General features: G+C 67.1%; 11 protein-coding genes and 1 pseudogene. 6 read left to right on the top strand and 6 right to left on the bottom strand.

Annotated features, from left to right (window positions below; translation table 11 throughout):
• Positions 1-103: 103 nt before the first annotated feature.
• Together FDZ84_RS34710 and FDZ84_RS34705 are read left to right on the top strand one after the other, a co-directional pair.
• Positions 104-628, top strand: coding sequence for an NAD-binding protein (locus tag FDZ84_RS34710; protein WP_256413619.1), 525 nt, complete (start codon positions 104-106; stop codon positions 626-628).
• Positions 629-1089: 461 nt separating this feature from the next.
• Positions 1090-3420: a LuxR C-terminal-related transcriptional regulator gene (locus tag FDZ84_RS34705; RefSeq protein ID WP_246868648.1), complete on the top strand. Its 2331-nt coding sequence runs from the start codon at positions 1090-1092 to the stop codon at positions 3418-3420.
• A 498-nt stretch (positions 3421-3918) separates the two neighbouring features.
• Here the strand turns inward: FDZ84_RS34705 and FDZ84_RS34700 are convergent, their stop codons facing one another.
• Positions 3919-4494 carry a LacI family DNA-binding transcriptional regulator gene (locus tag FDZ84_RS34700; protein WP_168589275.1) on the bottom strand — a complete coding sequence of 192 codons (576 nt, stop codon included), beginning with the start codon at positions 4492-4494 and terminating at the stop codon, positions 3919-3921.
• 310 nt (positions 4495-4804) lie between these two features.
• Here FDZ84_RS34700 and FDZ84_RS34695 point away from each other — a divergent pair, with 310 nt between their 5' ends.
• Entirely contained in the window at positions 4805-5014 is a 210-nt protein-coding gene (locus FDZ84_RS34695) for a transposase family protein (RefSeq protein WP_168589274.1), read from the top strand.
• A 723-nt stretch (positions 5015-5737) separates the two neighbouring features.
• On the opposite strand, the gene FDZ84_RS38325 is transcribed toward FDZ84_RS34695, so the two are convergent.
• Together FDZ84_RS38325 and FDZ84_RS41355 are read right to left on the bottom strand one after the other, a co-directional pair.
• Positions 5738-5947 (bottom strand): hypothetical protein, encoded by a 210-nt coding sequence (locus FDZ84_RS38325; protein ID WP_210435310.1) that lies wholly within the window; start codon positions 5945-5947, stop codon positions 5738-5740.
• An 804-nt stretch (positions 5948-6751) separates the two neighbouring features.
• Positions 6752-6878 (bottom strand): annotated as a pseudogene (locus tag FDZ84_RS41355) (transposase); the annotation flags it as partial.
• A 1609-nt stretch (positions 6879-8487) separates the two neighbouring features.
• Here FDZ84_RS41355 and trpA point away from each other — a divergent pair.
• The gene (trpA, locus tag FDZ84_RS34665; protein WP_168589271.1) at positions 8488-9576 is read left to right on the top strand and encodes a tryptophan synthase subunit alpha; all 1089 of its coding nucleotides are present in this window, start codon (positions 8488-8490) and stop codon (positions 9574-9576) included.
• Positions 9577-9683: 107 nt separating this feature from the next.
• Here the strand turns inward: trpA and FDZ84_RS34660 are convergent, their stop codons facing one another.
• The 3 genes from FDZ84_RS34660 to FDZ84_RS34650 form a co-directional block, all read right to left on the bottom strand.
• On the bottom strand, positions 9684-10958 hold the full coding sequence (locus FDZ84_RS34660) for an ATP-binding protein (protein ID WP_168589270.1): 1275 nt from the start codon (positions 10956-10958) through the stop codon (positions 9684-9686).
• An 89-nt stretch (positions 10959-11047) separates the two neighbouring features.
• Positions 11048-11785 carry an adenylate kinase gene (locus tag FDZ84_RS34655; RefSeq protein ID WP_168589269.1) on the bottom strand — a complete coding sequence of 246 codons (738 nt, stop codon included), beginning with the start codon at positions 11783-11785 and terminating at the stop codon, positions 11048-11050.
• A gap of 89 nt (positions 11786-11874) precedes the next feature.
• Positions 11875-13296: a helix-turn-helix domain-containing protein gene (locus FDZ84_RS34650; protein WP_168590575.1), complete on the bottom strand. Its 1422-nt coding sequence runs from the start codon at positions 13294-13296 to the stop codon at positions 11875-11877.
• A gap of 312 nt (positions 13297-13608) precedes the next feature.
• Between FDZ84_RS34650 and adh the strand changes: the two genes are divergently transcribed.
• Positions 13609-15132: an aldehyde dehydrogenase gene (gene adh, locus FDZ84_RS34645; RefSeq protein ID WP_168589268.1), complete on the top strand. Its 1524-nt coding sequence runs from the start codon at positions 13609-13611 to the stop codon at positions 15130-15132.
• Between the two features lie 10 nt (positions 15133-15142).
• Complete coding sequence (locus FDZ84_RS34640) at positions 15143-15523, top strand: DUF779 domain-containing protein (RefSeq protein ID WP_168589267.1); 381 nt, start codon at positions 15143-15145, stop codon at positions 15521-15523.
• Positions 15524-15555: the final 32 nt, after the last annotated feature.

The raw sequence follows: 15555 nt of genomic DNA, 5'->3' as shown, positions 1-15555 counted from the left end.
GCAGACGAGCTGCCTCGCATCGGTGTCGAGGTCCGCACCGGTGTGACCGTCGACGCCGCGATCATCGCCCAGACCGAGTCAGATGCAGTCGTAGTGGCCACCGGTGGCCGGGTTCCTCCCAGTCGAAGGACCTCAGCGGCGACCTCGAGGCCTGGACATCAGGAGCACCACGCCGTCCGCCTGCACGATCGTCGGCGGTGATGTCGCTGCGATGACGCTTGCGGACACCTTGTCGGCCGCCGGGACCCGCGTCGAGATCCTCGCCCGAGGTCGGGAACTGGCACCTGAGGTCGGGCGGCACGCGAAGATCCTCGTGATGCCCCGGCTGCAGCGATCGGAAAGCGTCACGATCCGGCTGGAGACGCGGGTCCTGGACGAAGCCCACGGCAGCCTCGAGATCGAAGATCGGACAGGGCGACGGTGGATAGACGTCGCCGAGCCGCTCGTGCATTCCCACGGCACCGAGCCCGACCCAGATGCGTCGGCGCTGATACCTGTCGGCGTCCGGTGGGTCGCTGTCGGTGGCGCGGTCGGACAGGGGGCGACGATCGGAGATGCGGTGCGTCACGCTTCCGATGCCGCGAGGGCTCTCGCCTCCGAGCTTGCTGTGTGGCTGCCGACAGCGTGACGGGTCGCTTCTACTGCTGGGCCAGGTCACACAGCCGACGCAGCCCCGAAGCGTCCTGGGCCTTGGATGCGAGGACCTGCAGCCCCGGACGCCGCCGATGATCGTCGGCTTCCCGCACCCGCGGAATCCAGCGGAGCAGTCCTCGCGCCTGAGCTGGCGAACTGGAACGGACTCGATCGACAGCCGCCCGGCACACCGTCGGGAACCGGCTCGGCCTGCCGGCCCGACCACAGCGGGTGGCACGCCGGCTGACCACAAACCCGTTGATCGAGTACTTCGGCATCGGCGGGCTGCGTTACCTGATGGCCGCAGGCATTCCGGTCCGCTCTACGCGACCGGCGGTACATGCCCGCTCCTTCGTGCAGAGACGCCTGGGAGAGAGGGCGCGCCATCCAGGTGGCGCCTTGGGCGCCGGCGAGATTTACTGCTATCTGGCCCTTTGGGGACGACGGGAGCACGTATTGACACAGGCTCCGGTGCGGGAGGCTGGCGGTCTGCCGCACGAACTGACCAGCTTCGTGGGGCGTCGCGAGGCGACGGCCGGGGTGAAGCATGCGCTGGCTGACGCGCGGCTGGTGACTTTGATTGGCTTCGGAGGGGTCGGTAAGAGTCGCCTGGCGGTGCATGTCGCCTCGGAGCTGCGGCGGGCCTTCCCTGACGGCGTGCACCAGGTGGAGTTGGCGAAGGTGCAAGATGTCGCGCTGGTGCCGCAGGCCGTTGCGGCCGCACTGGGCCTCCACGATCAGACGGTCCGCGACGCCACGACGGTCGTCGTCGAGTATCTGGCCGACAGGAAGCTGTTGTTGGTGCTGGACAACTGCGAGCACCTGGTCCACGCCTGCGCCGCGCTGGCCTCCACGCTGCTGGCCAGCGCTCCGGAGCTGCGGGTGCTGGCCACCAGCCGGGAACCGTTGGGCATCCTCGGGGAGCAGGTCTGGCCGGTGCCGCCGCTGTCTGTACCTGCGGCGGACGAACCGCTGGACTCGCCCAAGCGGTGCGAGGCGTTGACGTTGTTCGAGCAGCGCGCCGCGGCGGTGTCGCCTGGGTTCACCCTGGGCGACGGCAACAGGGCAGCGGCGGCCCGGTTGTGTCAACGGTTGGACGGAATCCCGCTGGCTATCGAGCTGGCAGCGGTGCGAGTGCGCGCGCTGTCAGTGGAGGAGATCCTCAACCGGTTGGAAAACCGGTTCCAGCTACTGACCGCCGACCAGCGGACGACGCTGCCCCGGCACCAGACGCTGCGCGCGACCGTGGACTGGAGTTACGAGCTGTGCACCGAAGCGCAACGGCTGCTGTGGGCGCGTTGTTCGGTCTTCGCCGGTGAGTTCAGCCTCAACGCCGTCGAGGCGGTCTGCGCCGGAGAAGGCCTCACCAGCGCAGACGTGCTCCAGGGCGTGACCGGGTTGATCGACAAGTCGGTGCTGAACCGGGTGGGGGACGCTGACGCGCCGCTTGCCCGGTACTGGATGCTGGACACCATCCGGCACTACGGTCGGCAACGCCTCGCCGCGGCGGGGGAGGATGCCACGCTGCGTCGGCAGCACCGCGACTACTACCTCGGGTTGGCCGAGCAGTCCGATGCCGAATCCGCCGGTCCGCGCCAGGGCGAGTGGATCGCGCGGCTGCGTGCGGAACGTCCGAACCTCTGGGCCGCGCTGGACTACTGCCTGGCCATACCGGCCGAGATCCGCACGGGTCTCCGTCTGAGCACGGCGCTGTGGTTCTACTGGATCGCCGGCGGCTCCGTCCGCGAGGGCCGCCACTGGCTGGACCGGGCACTCGCGTTGGACACCGAGCCCAGCCCCGAACGCGCCCGTGCGCTATGGCTCACCGGATGGATCGCCATCTGCCAGGGGGACGTCACAGGGGCCCTGAGTCTGCTCGAGCAGAGCCGTCGTCTTGCCGCACAGCTCGGGGACACGATGACGCTCACCGATGCCCTGCAGGCAATCGGGTGTGCCCTGGAGTGGAACGACAAGCCCACCCAGGCCACGGCGCTGCTGGACGAGGCGTTGGCACGCCACCGCGCGTCGGGGCGATGGACCGCTCCCGGCTTGCTGAACTTCGCGGAGCGGGCGCAGGCCGCGGCCCTGCTCGGCGACACCGAGACGGCCACGGCACTGCTGCGCGAGGCACGGACGCTGTGCATGCGGCGCGGCGAACGCTGGGCGCTGTCGTGGACGGAGTGGGGCGTCGGCCTGGGCTGGTGGCGGGTGGGCAAGCCCAGCCAGGCAGCCCTTCACCTTTCTCCTGCTCTGCGGAAGAAGCAGGATGTCGACGATCGACTTGGCATCGTGTGCTGCGTCGAACTGCTGTCCTGGGTCGCCGTGGCCGCCGGTAATCCCGACCGAGCGGACGTACTGCTAGGTGCCACGGAGTGGATGTGGGAACGCATCGGCAGACCACTATTCGACACGCCTACCCTGCTCGCCTGGCGCGACCAGGCGCGTGTGTGTGCCCGGGAAGCGCTCGGAGAGGATGAGTTCGAGAGCTGCCGCCGGCAGGGCAGCCAGATGAACCAGCACGACGTGATCGCCCTCGCATTGGGCGAGCGCGCCGCACCGGCTGCCTGCGCACCAGCACAGTCACCGGTCACCTCGCCGCTGACCAAACGGGAACGCGAGGTCGCCGCGCTGGTCACCGCAGGCAAGTCCAACAGCCAGATCGCGGCCAGCCTGGTGATCTCCCAGCGGACCGCCGAAGCCCACGTCGAACACATCCTCACCAAACTCGGGTTCACCTCCCGATGCCAGATCGCCGCGGCGTGGGCTGCAAAGGACCAGCAACGCTGAGGACCTCGACACCCCACGATCACTCCATCACGTAACACAAGCCGACGATGAAAGGCGCTGTTCCCACGCCTTAGCGCCGACCGCGGTGCGCGGATGTGCACGGCCTCTACCGCTACGTCAACCGGGCATTCTGTGGTCTCTACGGCCACAATGCCGCACACCCGCGGCAGCCAAGCCCGCACGACACAGCCCCGTCCAGACAGCACCGTCGGACACCACGCCGTCGTCGGGGACACCCTCGCCCGTGGACACGTCGTGGCGGAAAAGCGGTACCGCAGGTCCGACGGCCAGATCGGCTGGATGCGGTGTCAACGGACGTTTGGTAGTCCGGATGGGTGGACAGTTGGCCTCCGGGGTGGTGGACATGGGTGTTCCGAGTTGATGGACAGCAGCGAGCTGGCCATATCCACACCGTGGTCGTGATCGATCGGTCCTCGCCGCACGTAGGTCTCGGGCAGGTCCAGGCCGCGTGCCGCGAGCCCATCCCGTACGCCGTCCTCACGGTCGCGGCCCTTGCTCACGTTGCGTCGGACGGTGACTAACGGCGATCCTGCGGTGCCCCAGCTCGGCCAGGTGATTCGCGACCAGCTCGCCGCCCGCGTGGTCCTCGCTCACGATGGCGTCCACCGCTAGACCGCTTACGTCACGGCTCAGCAGCACCACCGGCATTTGAGCGGCAATTCTGGCGGCCGTCTCCGAACCCTCCGTCGCCGACATGAAGATCACTCCGTCGACGATCGCTTCGCTCAGGACTTCGGTGGCGTCGGTGTCGAGAGCGTCCTCGGGGTCGCGGATGAGCGCCATGCGGTACCCGCGTGCCGCCGACCGTTCCTGGATCGCGGCGATCGTCGGCGCATACAGGGGGCTGGTCAGGTCGGCCACGACGACGCCGATTGCCTTCGCCCGGCGAGTGACCAGCATCCGCGCCGCTGGATCGGGGCGATATCCCAAGGCCTGCGCCGCCTCGACAACCCGCTTGCGGGTCTTCTCGGTGACCGTGGGATGTCCGATGTCCGCGCAGCGCCCGCGACACCGTGGCTTGTGACAGCCCCAGATGCCGAGCCAGATCGACAAATGAGGTTACGCGAACGGTCCTGGCGTCCCGCGAGGAACCCGGCCGCAGGATCTCCCCGAGCCGCGCCCCCTTCTGGCCTGACGGGGCAGGCTAAGGCAAGATCGCGCGGAGTGATCAACTCGGCTCGTAGGGTAGCCGGCCGGGTTGGCGTGCCGGGCCGGGAGATGGAGGATGGCCTCCTTCTGGGATCATGGAAATTGCGAAAAACCAAACTCCAGAAGAAGGCCATCCGTTGTCATCTTCTCATGGCTCGTCATGGGCGTCGTTTCCGGGTAGCGCCGGCGGTGACGATGCGATCTGGCGGAACTGATGAAGTTGCTCGGCAAGGTGCCGGATCGCCATAAGCGGAAGGGCCGTGTGTACAGTTTGGCGTTCCTTCTCGCGGCGTCGTTGATCGCAGTGCTGGCGGGCGCGTCGAATTTCCGGCAGATCGCCGACCAGGTCGCCGATCTGCCGGCGTCGCTACGACCGTTTGACCCCGCCGAGAATAATTCTGATAATCCGTGTCGCTGCTTGTAGGCGTCTTTGTCGAATGCGGCGCGGTTGTCGCGGGACCCGTGGGCCAGGGCGTGTGCAAGGTTGATCTGAGGGTTGCCGCGGGTTTCTGTCCAGGTGGGACGCGAGACGAGGGCGCGGTTTCCGGTGGGAGATCATCGGGTTGTCCAAGCCGTGACGGTCTATCCAGGAGCCGCGCTCTTGTGTTCTTGGCTTCCCAGGTTCGGGTTGTGCTTGACCGGCCCACCGTCACAGTCGAGTCCTTGCGGGGTCGTGTGGACGGTCTCTGGCGGGCTCTGGAGGCGGTGGGCGGGGAATCCTGTATGGGTTGCCGTTGCTGCCGGCCCTGGCGGTGCTGGCGGTGACCGCCGGTGCGAAGACGTTCATCGAGTCCGCCTCGGCGGAGAGAACCCGCAAGTTCCATTGAAATCGAACCTTCGATTTCAATGGAACTTGCGGACCGTCGGCGTGTCGCACCCCGACACGCCGATGCCTGTGGACAACCTCCGCAATTTCAATGGAAATCGTGGGCGGGCACGGACGTGCCAGGGCCCGCAGCCTGAAAGGTCCTTGTTCTGGACGGAAACCTGCGAACCGATCTGCACGGGGCCCGGCTCGGGGCCCGGCAGGGCATCCGGATATGGCGCTGGCGCGGCCCGAACGGCAAAGCCGCCGGTATCGAAACGGTCCACCACCTGGCCAACCTGCCACCCACCTCCCTATCTGAAACTACCTAAACCGGACAGGTCAACCTTGCACACGCCCTGACCCGTGGGCCTTGTCGTCGAGCGCCCGGTTCGGCCGGCGGCGGGGTCGGCCGCGACCAGGCCGGGGCACCCAGATACGGTCGAGTACCACGATGAACGTCTTCGCCCCGGCGGTCACCGCCAGCACCGCCTGGGCCAGCAGCAACGGCAACCGATACAGGATTGCCCGCCGATCGCGGGGATCGCTCACCGCTTCCAGAGCCTGCCAGAGACCGTCCACACGACCCCGCAAGGACTCGACTGTGACGGTGGGCCGGTCAAACACAACCGGAATCGGGGAAGATAAGGACACGAGGGCGCGGCTCCTGGGTAGACCGTCACAATCGAAGGGCCTTTTTCCCGTACCGGCGTGCCCCCTTCAAGCGCGTGACTGTTGAGGAAGCGCGCCCATGGCGCCTGGCCCGCTGCAAGATCTGCCCTCCCGAACTTTCCGCAGCTTGGCGTTGACGGCACCTCCGATGTGGCGTCAACTTACTGACATCACACTGATCTGTCGCGGTTCGCGTCAGCTGCGAAGCGGTGCCTTCTGCGGCGCAATAGCCAGCGTCGCAGTTCGTCGGTGCCCCAGACGATGATGGGATAGGGCAAGACGAAGGCGAGCATGTCCGGCGGCAATGCCGCTGTGCCGAGCAGTTCTTGCAGGGGCGGGAGGTAGATGATAGCGAGGGTGGGGACTAGCTAAATAGGTCGGCACCTGCCGTCTTCCAACGACTGGCCCCTATTCTCCCGCTGGTGCGTCCCATCGAGCGAGAGCGAAGTTGACGAGGCATCATCGAGGGTTCAATCTCTTCACCCGTCCGGCCTTCCCCTTACCTGTAACCCCTGGATGGAACAAGGATCCTTGGGCGTTTCCCCAGGTTTCGCACCCCGCGATTACTCACGACGCACGCTGAGGCGGGGACGGGCCTTGTGCACTGGCCCAGGTCTTTCACCTTCGACAGATGTCAAACCTCCTTGGCGATTTCCACTCAATACAAGCGACTTCGTGTCGCAACAGCGCGTACTTCCAGTCCATGCCGAACCGGACCCGGTGTGCCGCACCTCCGGTCGGTCAGGTTCTCAGCCATCTGTAACACCGTGACCAGCGCCAACCGTCCTGGTGACCACCCCGGCCTGCCCCGCGCCCCGAACGCCTCGGTGAACTCCGCATCGCTGAACAGCTCACCCAACTCCTCATGGACCCTCATCGCCAACGGGTACTCGCCCGTGCCCGCCGCCGCCCGCGCGGCCCGCACGGTCGCCTCCGGAATCCGCGGCCACGGCCGGGACTGCGTAGACACCACACACTCCATCCTGCGGCCAGGAAGCGGGTAAGTCGACCGCAGAAAGATGGAACGCTGGACCACTCTGATGCTCCTGGCTCACCTCTTCCTCGCCATCACCACCATCGCCGCACGCGCGCCAAACTCACACCCGCCGGGCTAATTCCCTTATTCCTCAACGAAAACTGGCACCTATCCACGGCGCGCTGACCGATTGCCCGGTGGCGGTCGAGCGGTTGTTCTGTGGTTACGGGTGTGCCGGTTCTTCTGCGATGGCCAGGACTGTCCAGTTGGTACATTCGCTGAGCAGGTCGATGGCCTGACCGTCAAGCACGCGCGTCGGACCTCGTTGTGCCGCAGGGTGTTGGAGCAGGTCGGGGTTACCTTGGGCGGACGGGCCGGGGCGCGCGCGAGCATTCAGGTGTCCAGGTCGTGTGCCGCGACGGCTCGGCCGCCTACGCTGACGCCATCCGACAAGGGGCTCCGACGGCGGTCCAGGCCAGCCACCGGTGGCATTTGTGGCACGGCCTGGCTGCGGCGGCAGAGAAGTGCTTTGTCGCCCACGCGGCCTGCTGGAACACCACGCCCCGCCCCGCGCGCTCGGCGCTGGCCGCACGCACCAGCGAGCGGCACGCCGCCGTCCACAGCCTACTCGCTCAGGGCGTGGAGTTATTGGAGTGCTCTCGATGCCTGGGCTGCTCATTGAACACGGTCAAGCGCGGCGGGCGTGAGCCCCTCTTTGCCAGAGCTGCCCATTCAGGCACGGATTCCCGTACGTACAAGCAATGGCCTTCTGCTGGAGCACCGGGGCCGTCACGCTGAAAGCCAAGTCAGCGGCGCGCGATGCCAGGAAGCCCGCAGCGTGGGCGCGTATCTGACCACCGAACCTTAGCCACGCCCAGCGGCTCGAATACGTTGCGCCCGTCAGTGCGTCCTCCCATTTGGGCGACCTTGGTCTGAAGGAGTACCGGATGACTCTGAGCCTTGATCTTGTTGCCGCCGTTGTCCTCGGTGGTCTGAGCGGCGGTGCTGCCGCTGAGGCAGGTGCGCAGCAACTGCTCGGGCCGAAAGGATTCCCAATGACGTAGTCAAGCAGTGAGAATGGCGGCCCGCTGCGAGTTCGTCAGGCCGCTACCGTGCCGTGGTCGGGCGCGCCTACCTGGAAAGCGCGGTTGTCGCGGATGAGTGTCCACAGCACACTCCAGCGACGACGGGGCAATGCCAGCCGGCCTGCTTGTATGCCTTGCCTTCGCGCCGCTTCCTGTCGTAGCGGGCTCGCGACGTTGGGCAGCAACGGATGGCTACCTGCGCGGACAGGTAGAGCATGCGCAACAGTCGCCGGTTGTAGCGGCGTAGTCGACGCAGATTGCCTCTGTTGCCGCCGGTCAATCCGATGAACTCGGCGTCTGGGCGCTCTTGATCTTACGACTGAACAGAACAAACCCAACTCGGATGATAAGGACACCGAATGTACTCGCACGCGCATACGGTCGGCTCCACGCTACGTCACCAGGAGCCGCCCGCGGCATACCAGCAGCCGACCGAGGGCACCATCAGCTACGCCCGCGCCGACACTTTCGCCCCCGACACCTCGCAGTACACGGATGTCGAGGCAGCACGAGCGCTCGCTCACCGTGTCCGTCTGGGCGGAGTCGTGAACCGATGGCCTGCGACTTCCCCGGACCCGGCACCCAGCAGAGCACTCAGTGACCTGTTCACATCCTGTCGTCGCCAGCAACGCGCGGCGCTCATTGGGTATCTTCCGGCGGGCTATCCCACCATGGCCCGCTGTCGCGCGGCACTGCACGCGATGGTCAGCAGCGGAGTCGATCTGGTCGAGATCGGATTGCCATACCCCACACGGTTGGACGGTCCCACTGTGCGGGCGGCCACCCAGGCGGCCAGCGCGGGCGGCGCCACCGTGCAGCAGGTGTGGGAGCTGGTTGAGTCGGTCAGCGCCGCTGGTGGCAAGGCAATGGTGATGGGCTGCTGGGGCCCGATCCAGCAATACGGCCCGGCGGAGTTCGCCCGCGACCTCGCCAGCGCGGGCGGGCTGGGCGCAATCACCCCGGATCTGCTGCCCGGCACCCACCCCGAGCAAATCTGGCGGCAACACACCGACGACTACGGGCTGGAACGCACCTATCTGGCCTGGCCTGGCGACAGCGATGCCGCCGTAGTCGCTGCGGCAGATGCCTCCACCAGCTGGGTCTACGCCGCCACCGGACACCGCACCGGCGGCGCCGCTCCTGGCGCGCAGCATGCCCACGCCCTCGTGAAACAACTCCGCGCCTTTACCGAGTTGCCCATCGGACTCGGATTCGGGATACGTACCGGCGTCCACGCTGCGGCTATGGCCCGCCACGCCGAGGCCGTGATCGTCGGCAGCGCCCTCGTGGAAGCCGCCTCGCACGGGCCGTCCGAAGTGGCCGGCTTGACCACCGCGCTTGTCCACGGCCTGCGACGCCGCGAGCTTGCCACCGCCGGATCCTCGCAGGAACACGAGACCCACGCCGACTCGTTACCGCAGCAGCGTTCGCGAACTGCACCGGCATAGCCCCAGTCCAAGTCGCAAGAGGTCAGCGTCTCGGTCTCACCGATCACCGCAGCTCAGCGCGATCAGGTGTGTTTGTCCTATCGTTGTGGTGGGGAGAGCTTTCGAGTTCAAAGGCGGGTGTAGGACTCGATGTCCTGCTGGAACTCCGAGATCGCACCGGGCGTCAGGGTCGGCCTGGTGTCCGAGATTGCCTGGAGGTAGTCCTCGGTGGTCGCGGTTTCCCCGTCCGAGTCGAGAACGTCCCGCTCGAAGGCGAACTGGGCGCCCTTGCGGGCGGCGAACTCGATGTCGGCGGGCGTGAACAGTTCGCTGCGCTGGACCAGGAGGTCGAGGTCGACCGAGTCGCGTGCGGGACCGAGGTAGCGGGACCAGATGGCGCGGCGGGCCGGTGGGTCCGGTGGGCCGACCGGGATGAGGTAGTCGAAGCGCCCGGGACGCAGGAACGCCGGATCGAGGGAGCGGACCGAGTTCGTGGCGCAGACCAGCAGTCGGTGGTCGTGCTCGCGGAAACTGGGGATCAGCTTGAGCAACTCGTTGGTTACGCCGTGGGCTGGGCCCGCCGCGGGTGTGGAGCGCGTGCCCGCGATCTCCTCGACCTCGTCGATGAACAGTACAAGGTCGTCGAGTTCCTCCAACTCGGCGAAGGTCCCGCGCAGGGATACGGCGAGGCCGCCGGGGGACGACGCCGCCAGCCGGGACGGGAACAGTTCCACGAACGGCCATGTGAGCCGGGATGCGATGGCCTTGGCGAAGCTGGTCTTGCCGGTGCCCGGCGGACCAAACAGCACCACCGCCTTGGGCGGGAGCACGCCGTGTCGCTCGGCGCGCTCAGGGTGCGAGAGCGGCAGGACGATGCGGCGTTCGATGATGTCTTTCTCGCGTTCCATGCCCGCCAGCGCCTCCCACAGTCCGGCGGGCAGCAGTCGGCCACCGAGATCATCGAGCACGCTGAACTCGGCCGGGGCGAGGTGCTGTACCTTCTCGAAGTACGTCAGACCGGTTCGCGGTCGGTAGCCGGAATTCTGCATCGACTTGAACCCGGCGTCACCTTCGGGGACGAGGCTGCAGATGCGATGCACTCCCGTCGAACGCAGCTTCTTCTCAAGCTCGGCGAGCAGAGCGCTCCCGATGCCGCGGTTGCGCCACCGCGAGTCCAGGGCGAACAGCGCCAGCCACGCGCGTTCGCCCTGCACGTGGGCCACGGCCATGCCGACGACGTTGCGGTCGACCGCGGCGACCAGCGCCGGGTGGCCGGCTCTGGCCATCGCGACCACCTCGGCTGCCGAGAAGACCGGCTCCACTCCTTCGCGGCTCTGGTCCCAGATGTGGATGGCCTGGTCCAGGTCGTCGTCGTGGAAGTCGCGAACTCGCCACGCTGGCAACGAAATCCTCCCGAGTCCAGTGGCCGGTAAGTCCAGCCGCGGCGACGATGTTAGGGCGCCGGCGTTGCAGTCGCGTTGCAGGTGTGCGATCAGGATCGTCCACTGTGCCCAGTGTGCCGACTGTGGCCTGTTGTGCCCACAGCACTGATCGCTCGCTCGCCGACTTCCGCGACGGGCCCGCTCGCGTCGATTTGCACCAGCAGACCTCGTTCTCGGAAAAAGCCGAGGAGCGGGCGTGTTTGCTGCGCGTAGAGGTCCAAGCGGCGGCGGATCGCCTCCTCGCGGTCGTCGTCGCGCTGGGCTAACGCGCTGCCGCACGCATCGCACGAGCCTTCCACGCGGGGCGGATCGAACTCGACGTGCCAACTGCGACCGCATTCCCGGCACGTTCGCCGACCCGCGAGGCGACGCACGATTTCGTCCTCGCCGACGTGCATTTCCAGGACCCCGTCGATGTCGGTTCCCGATCGCCGGAGGAGCTGTTGCAGGAAGACGGCCTGCTCGACGGTGCGGGGGAATCCGTCGAGTAGGAAGCCACCGGCGGCGTCGTCTTCCGCGAGACGGTCGCGCACCATCTCCAGGGTGATCTCGTCGGGAACCAGCTCGCCCCGGACCATGAAGGTTTGAGCCCGCTCGCCGAGAACGGTTCGGCTACCGACGTGGCGGCGGAAGAGGTCTCCGGTGGAGATGTGGGCAACGCCGAGGTGGGTTGCCAGGGTGTGTGCTTGGGTTCCCTTGCCCGCCCCGGGAGGTCCGACGAGGATCACGCGTCGGGGTATGTCGTGCTTCGCCTCCGCGGTCGTGCGGCTGGTTTCGGTCCACGTCATCTTCGTCTCGCCCTCCACAACGCCCGGCAACAGTGGCCGCATTTTGGTGCTGTTGCCGTTGCAGTCGCGTTGCCGCAGGAGGCCGGGTATCAAAACTCTTCGGCTAGGACGCGTTGCATTCGCGCGGTCACCACGTGTCGGCGTGGGTCGTGGCGCGGGAGCCGGTGCGCCAGTTGACCCAGCACTTCGAGGTCATCCGCGGGCTGATGGCAGAACAGCCCCCACAGCGCTTCGACGTCACCGCGGTCGAGGACCGCGCCGCGGAGGGAGGCGAACAGTTCGTCCCGTTCGTCGCGAATCGCCGGTGCCTCGCTGGCTTCCAGAAGAGGCCCGCGATAGGACTCCGCGGCCGCCTTGATGTCTCCGGCACGCAGCGCTCGGCGAACCGACAGGAAGTCGGCGTCGATCTCAGCGTTGAGGCGGTAGGGCTTGGTGCTGATCACGTGCTCTCCGAGGTGCGCGCGGAGCCGATGGATCTCCGCGCGAGCTGTCACCGGGTTGCCGCGGTCTCCGTAGAGCTCGCAGGAAAGCCGGTCTGCCGTGAGCCCGCTGGGGTGCATCGCGAGGAGGGCGAGGATCTCGGCGTGCCGCAGGGTGAGCGGTAGGTCCCGACCGTTGAGCACGGCGCCGGGGCCGGAAGTGTCTAAAAAGGACAGCGACAGCACTGCTCGCGGCTGCGCCCGCGAGCCAGCTGTGCCGGGTAGTCGCAGCAGGAAGCCCTCGGCGAGGCGTTCCAGGACGGCTTCCCGCCCGTCGTCGAGCAGGACGCGGCCATGGCCGTCGCTGACGTCGATCCGCTCAGGCAGGCACAGACCCTGCCCCGGCTCGAGCGCCAGCACTCGTCCGGTCGGCGTGAGCAACGCGCCGCATTCGCCGCGCAAACCCCGCAGGTGCGGCATGTTCTTGGCCCGCAGGCGTTCGTCACGGGCGGCCATCTGCGCGCGAAGGTGGCTTTCGGCCAGTTGGGCGGCGGCAGTGACCAGGGCGACCATCGCCGGGTGAACGGTGCGGAGCGGTCCGCTGATGTCCACCGAGCCGAGGATCTCGCCGGTATCTGGGTCGCGGATGGGACTGGCCGCGCACGTCCAGTTGTGATATGTGCGAACCAGGTGCTCGGCGGAGTAGATCTGCACCGGTTTGCCGACGGCGAGCGTGGTGCCCATCGCGTTGGTGCCGATGGCGTCCTCCGACCACCGGGTTCCTTCCGCCAGCCGCACCCGGTCGGCGTGCCGCGCGACGCCGGCGTTGCCCTCGCGCCACAGGATCAAGCCATCCCGGTCGGTCACGATCATGACGTGCATCGCCTCGTCGGCGACGCGGAGCACGGTTTCCCGAAGCACCGGGATCGCGGCGGCCAGTGGGTGGACCGAGCGGATGTCGCGCACCTCGTCGCGTTCCCAGACCACGGGTGCTTCGCGCGCATCGGGGTCGACGTCGGCGGCGAGCGAGCGCTGCCAGGAGTCCGAGACCAGCGGTCGGGGAGACCTCGGCGAGCGATCTCCGCGCAGCATGGCGTCCCACACCCGCTCCAGCAGCGATGCGTACTCGATCGGATCCGCTAGCAATTCCGCGGTCACGTACTCGTCATTGAGGGTCACCCTGCCTCCTGGCCACGACGCGATCCGTCCCACATCCGGCGACACGGGTGATGGCCATGATGACTACTAACGACCGGAGCCGACAAGGCCACGGTGCGTCCAGCCGTCGAATACTGACCGTTGGGACAGGTCTGAACCGGAGTTAACGACGTTGCAACGTCGTTGCAACGTGTGATCCAGCACGCTTCTGCGCCATCTTCCCCGTTTCTGTGCAGGAGGCAGCACATGACGAAGTACGCAGCGCCGGGAACACCTGGCAGCGTCGTCGCGTACGAGGCGCGCTACGACCACTTCATCGGCGGTGAGTACGTGCCGCCGGCCAAGGGCGGCTACTTCGCGAATCAGACACCGGTGACCGGCGAGACCTTCACCGAGATCGCCCGCGGCACCGCCGAGGACGTGGAACGGGCGCTGGACGCCGCGCACGGAGCCGCGGCGGGCTGGGCCAAGACCTCGGTCGCCGAACGCGCGAGCCTGCTGAACCGGATCGCCGACCGGATGGAGGCGAATCTCGAGCAGCTGGCGGTGGCCGAGACGTGGGAGAATGGCAAGCCGGTCCGGGAGTCGCTGGCCGCCGACATCCCGCTCGCGATCGACCATTTCCGCTACTTCGCGGGGGCGATCCGGGCGCAGGAGGGCGGCATCGGCGAGATCGACGGCGACAACATCGCGTACCACTTCCACGAACCACTGGGAGTGGTCGGGCAGATCATCCCGTGGAACTTCCCCCTGCTGATGGCCACCTGGAAGCTGGCCCCGGCACTGGCCGCCGGCAACGCGGTGGTGCTCAAGCCGGCCGAGCAGACGCCGGCATCCATCCACGTGCTGCTCGGTCTGATCGCCGACCTCCTGCCGCCCGGTGTGGTCAACGTGGTCAACGGTTTCGGCGTCGAGGCGGGCAAGCCGCTGGCGTCCAGCAATCGGATCGCCAAGATCGCCTTTACCGGGGAGACCACGACCGGCCGGCTGATCATGCAGTACGCCAGCGAGAACATCATCCCGGTCACGCTGGAACTGGGCGGCAAGAGCCCGAACATCTTCTTCGGCGACGTCGCCGATACCCGCGATGCCTTCTACGACAAGGCGCTGGAGGGATTCGCGATGTTCGCGCTCAACCAGGGCGAGGTGTGCACCTGCCCATCCCGTGCGTTGATCCAGAGCAGCATCTACGAGGGTTTCCTGGGTGACGCAGTGGAGCGCACCAAGGCGATCAAGCAGGGGCATCCGCTGGACATCGAGACGATGATCGGTGCGCAGGCGAGCAACGACCAGTTCGAGAAGATCCTTTCCTACATCGACATCGGCAAGGCGGAGGGCGCGAAGGTCCTCACCGGCGGGGAGAAGGCCGACCTCGGCGGGGAGCTCTCCGGCGGCTACTACGTCCAGCCGACGGTCTTCGAGGGCGACAACAAGATGCGCATCTTCCAAGAGGAGATCTTCGGGCCGGTGGTGTCGGTGGCTCGGTTCGACGACTACGACGACGCGCTGAAGATCGCCAACGACACGCTCTACGGGCTGGGCGCCGGGGTGTGGTCGCGCGACGGCAACACCGCCTACCGCGCCGGACGTGACATCCAGGCCGGTCGGGTGTGGGTGAACAACTACCACGCCTATCCCGCACACGCGGCGTTCGGTGGGTACAAGCAGTCCGGCATCGGGCGGGAGAACCACAAGATGATGCTCGACCACTACCAGCAGACGAAGAACCTGCTGGTCAGCTACTCGCCGAACAAGCTCGGGTTCTTCTGAGACGACGGCCATGAGCTACTCCCGCGTGGCGCTCACCTCGGGGGCGGCGGAACTGCTCCGCCGCCTCCGGGACGAGCACGGACCGCTGATGTTCCACCAGTCCGGTGGCTGCTGCGACGGCAGCGCGCCGATGTGCTATCCGGCGGGCGAATTCCGCACCGGGAACTCCGATGTCCACCTCGGCGACCTCGACGTGGACGGGGTCGCCGAGGCGATCCCGGTCTGGATGTCCGCAGCGCAGTTCGAGTACTGGAAGCACACTCACCTGACCATCGACGTGGTGCCGGGACGCGGCAGCGGATTCTCCTTGGAAGCCCCGGAAGGAGTGCGCTTCCTGATCCGCTCTCGACTGTTGACCAACGAAGAACTAACCGCTTTCGGCCTCGTCTGAACGAACTGTCCTCGGTGGTCGGGGTAGCCCGC

Origin of the sequence: Saccharopolyspora sp. ASAGF58 (assembly GCF_012277335.1) — a bacterium.
GTDB classification, from domain to species: Bacteria; Actinomycetota; Actinomycetes; order Mycobacteriales; family Pseudonocardiaceae; genus Saccharopolyspora; species Saccharopolyspora hattusasensis.
Note: the sequence above shows the minus strand (reverse complement) of the source record. Positions and strands in the feature narration are given on the sequence as shown.

Excerpts from the sequence above, each read along its gene's own strand:
- FDZ84_RS34695 (WP_168589274.1), top strand. The coding sequence starts at position 4,805 with ATGAAGTTGCTCGGCAAGGTGCCGGATCGCCATAAGCGGAAGGGCCGT.
- trpA (WP_168589271.1), top strand. The coding sequence starts at position 8,488 with ATGTACTCGCACGCGCATACGGTCGGCTCCACGCTACGTCACCAGGAG.
- FDZ84_RS34655 (WP_168589269.1), bottom strand. The coding sequence starts at position 11,785 with ATGACGTGGACCGAAACCAGCCGCACGACCGCGGAGGCGAAGCACGAC.
- FDZ84_RS34650 (WP_168590575.1), bottom strand. The coding sequence starts at position 13,296 with ATGCTGCGCGGAGATCGCTCGCCGAGGTCTCCCCGACCGCTGGTCTCG.
- adh (WP_168589268.1), top strand. The coding sequence starts at position 13,609 with ATGACGAAGTACGCAGCGCCGGGAACACCTGGCAGCGTCGTCGCGTAC.
- FDZ84_RS34640 (WP_168589267.1), top strand. The coding sequence starts at position 15,143 with ATGAGCTACTCCCGCGTGGCGCTCACCTCGGGGGCGGCGGAACTGCTC.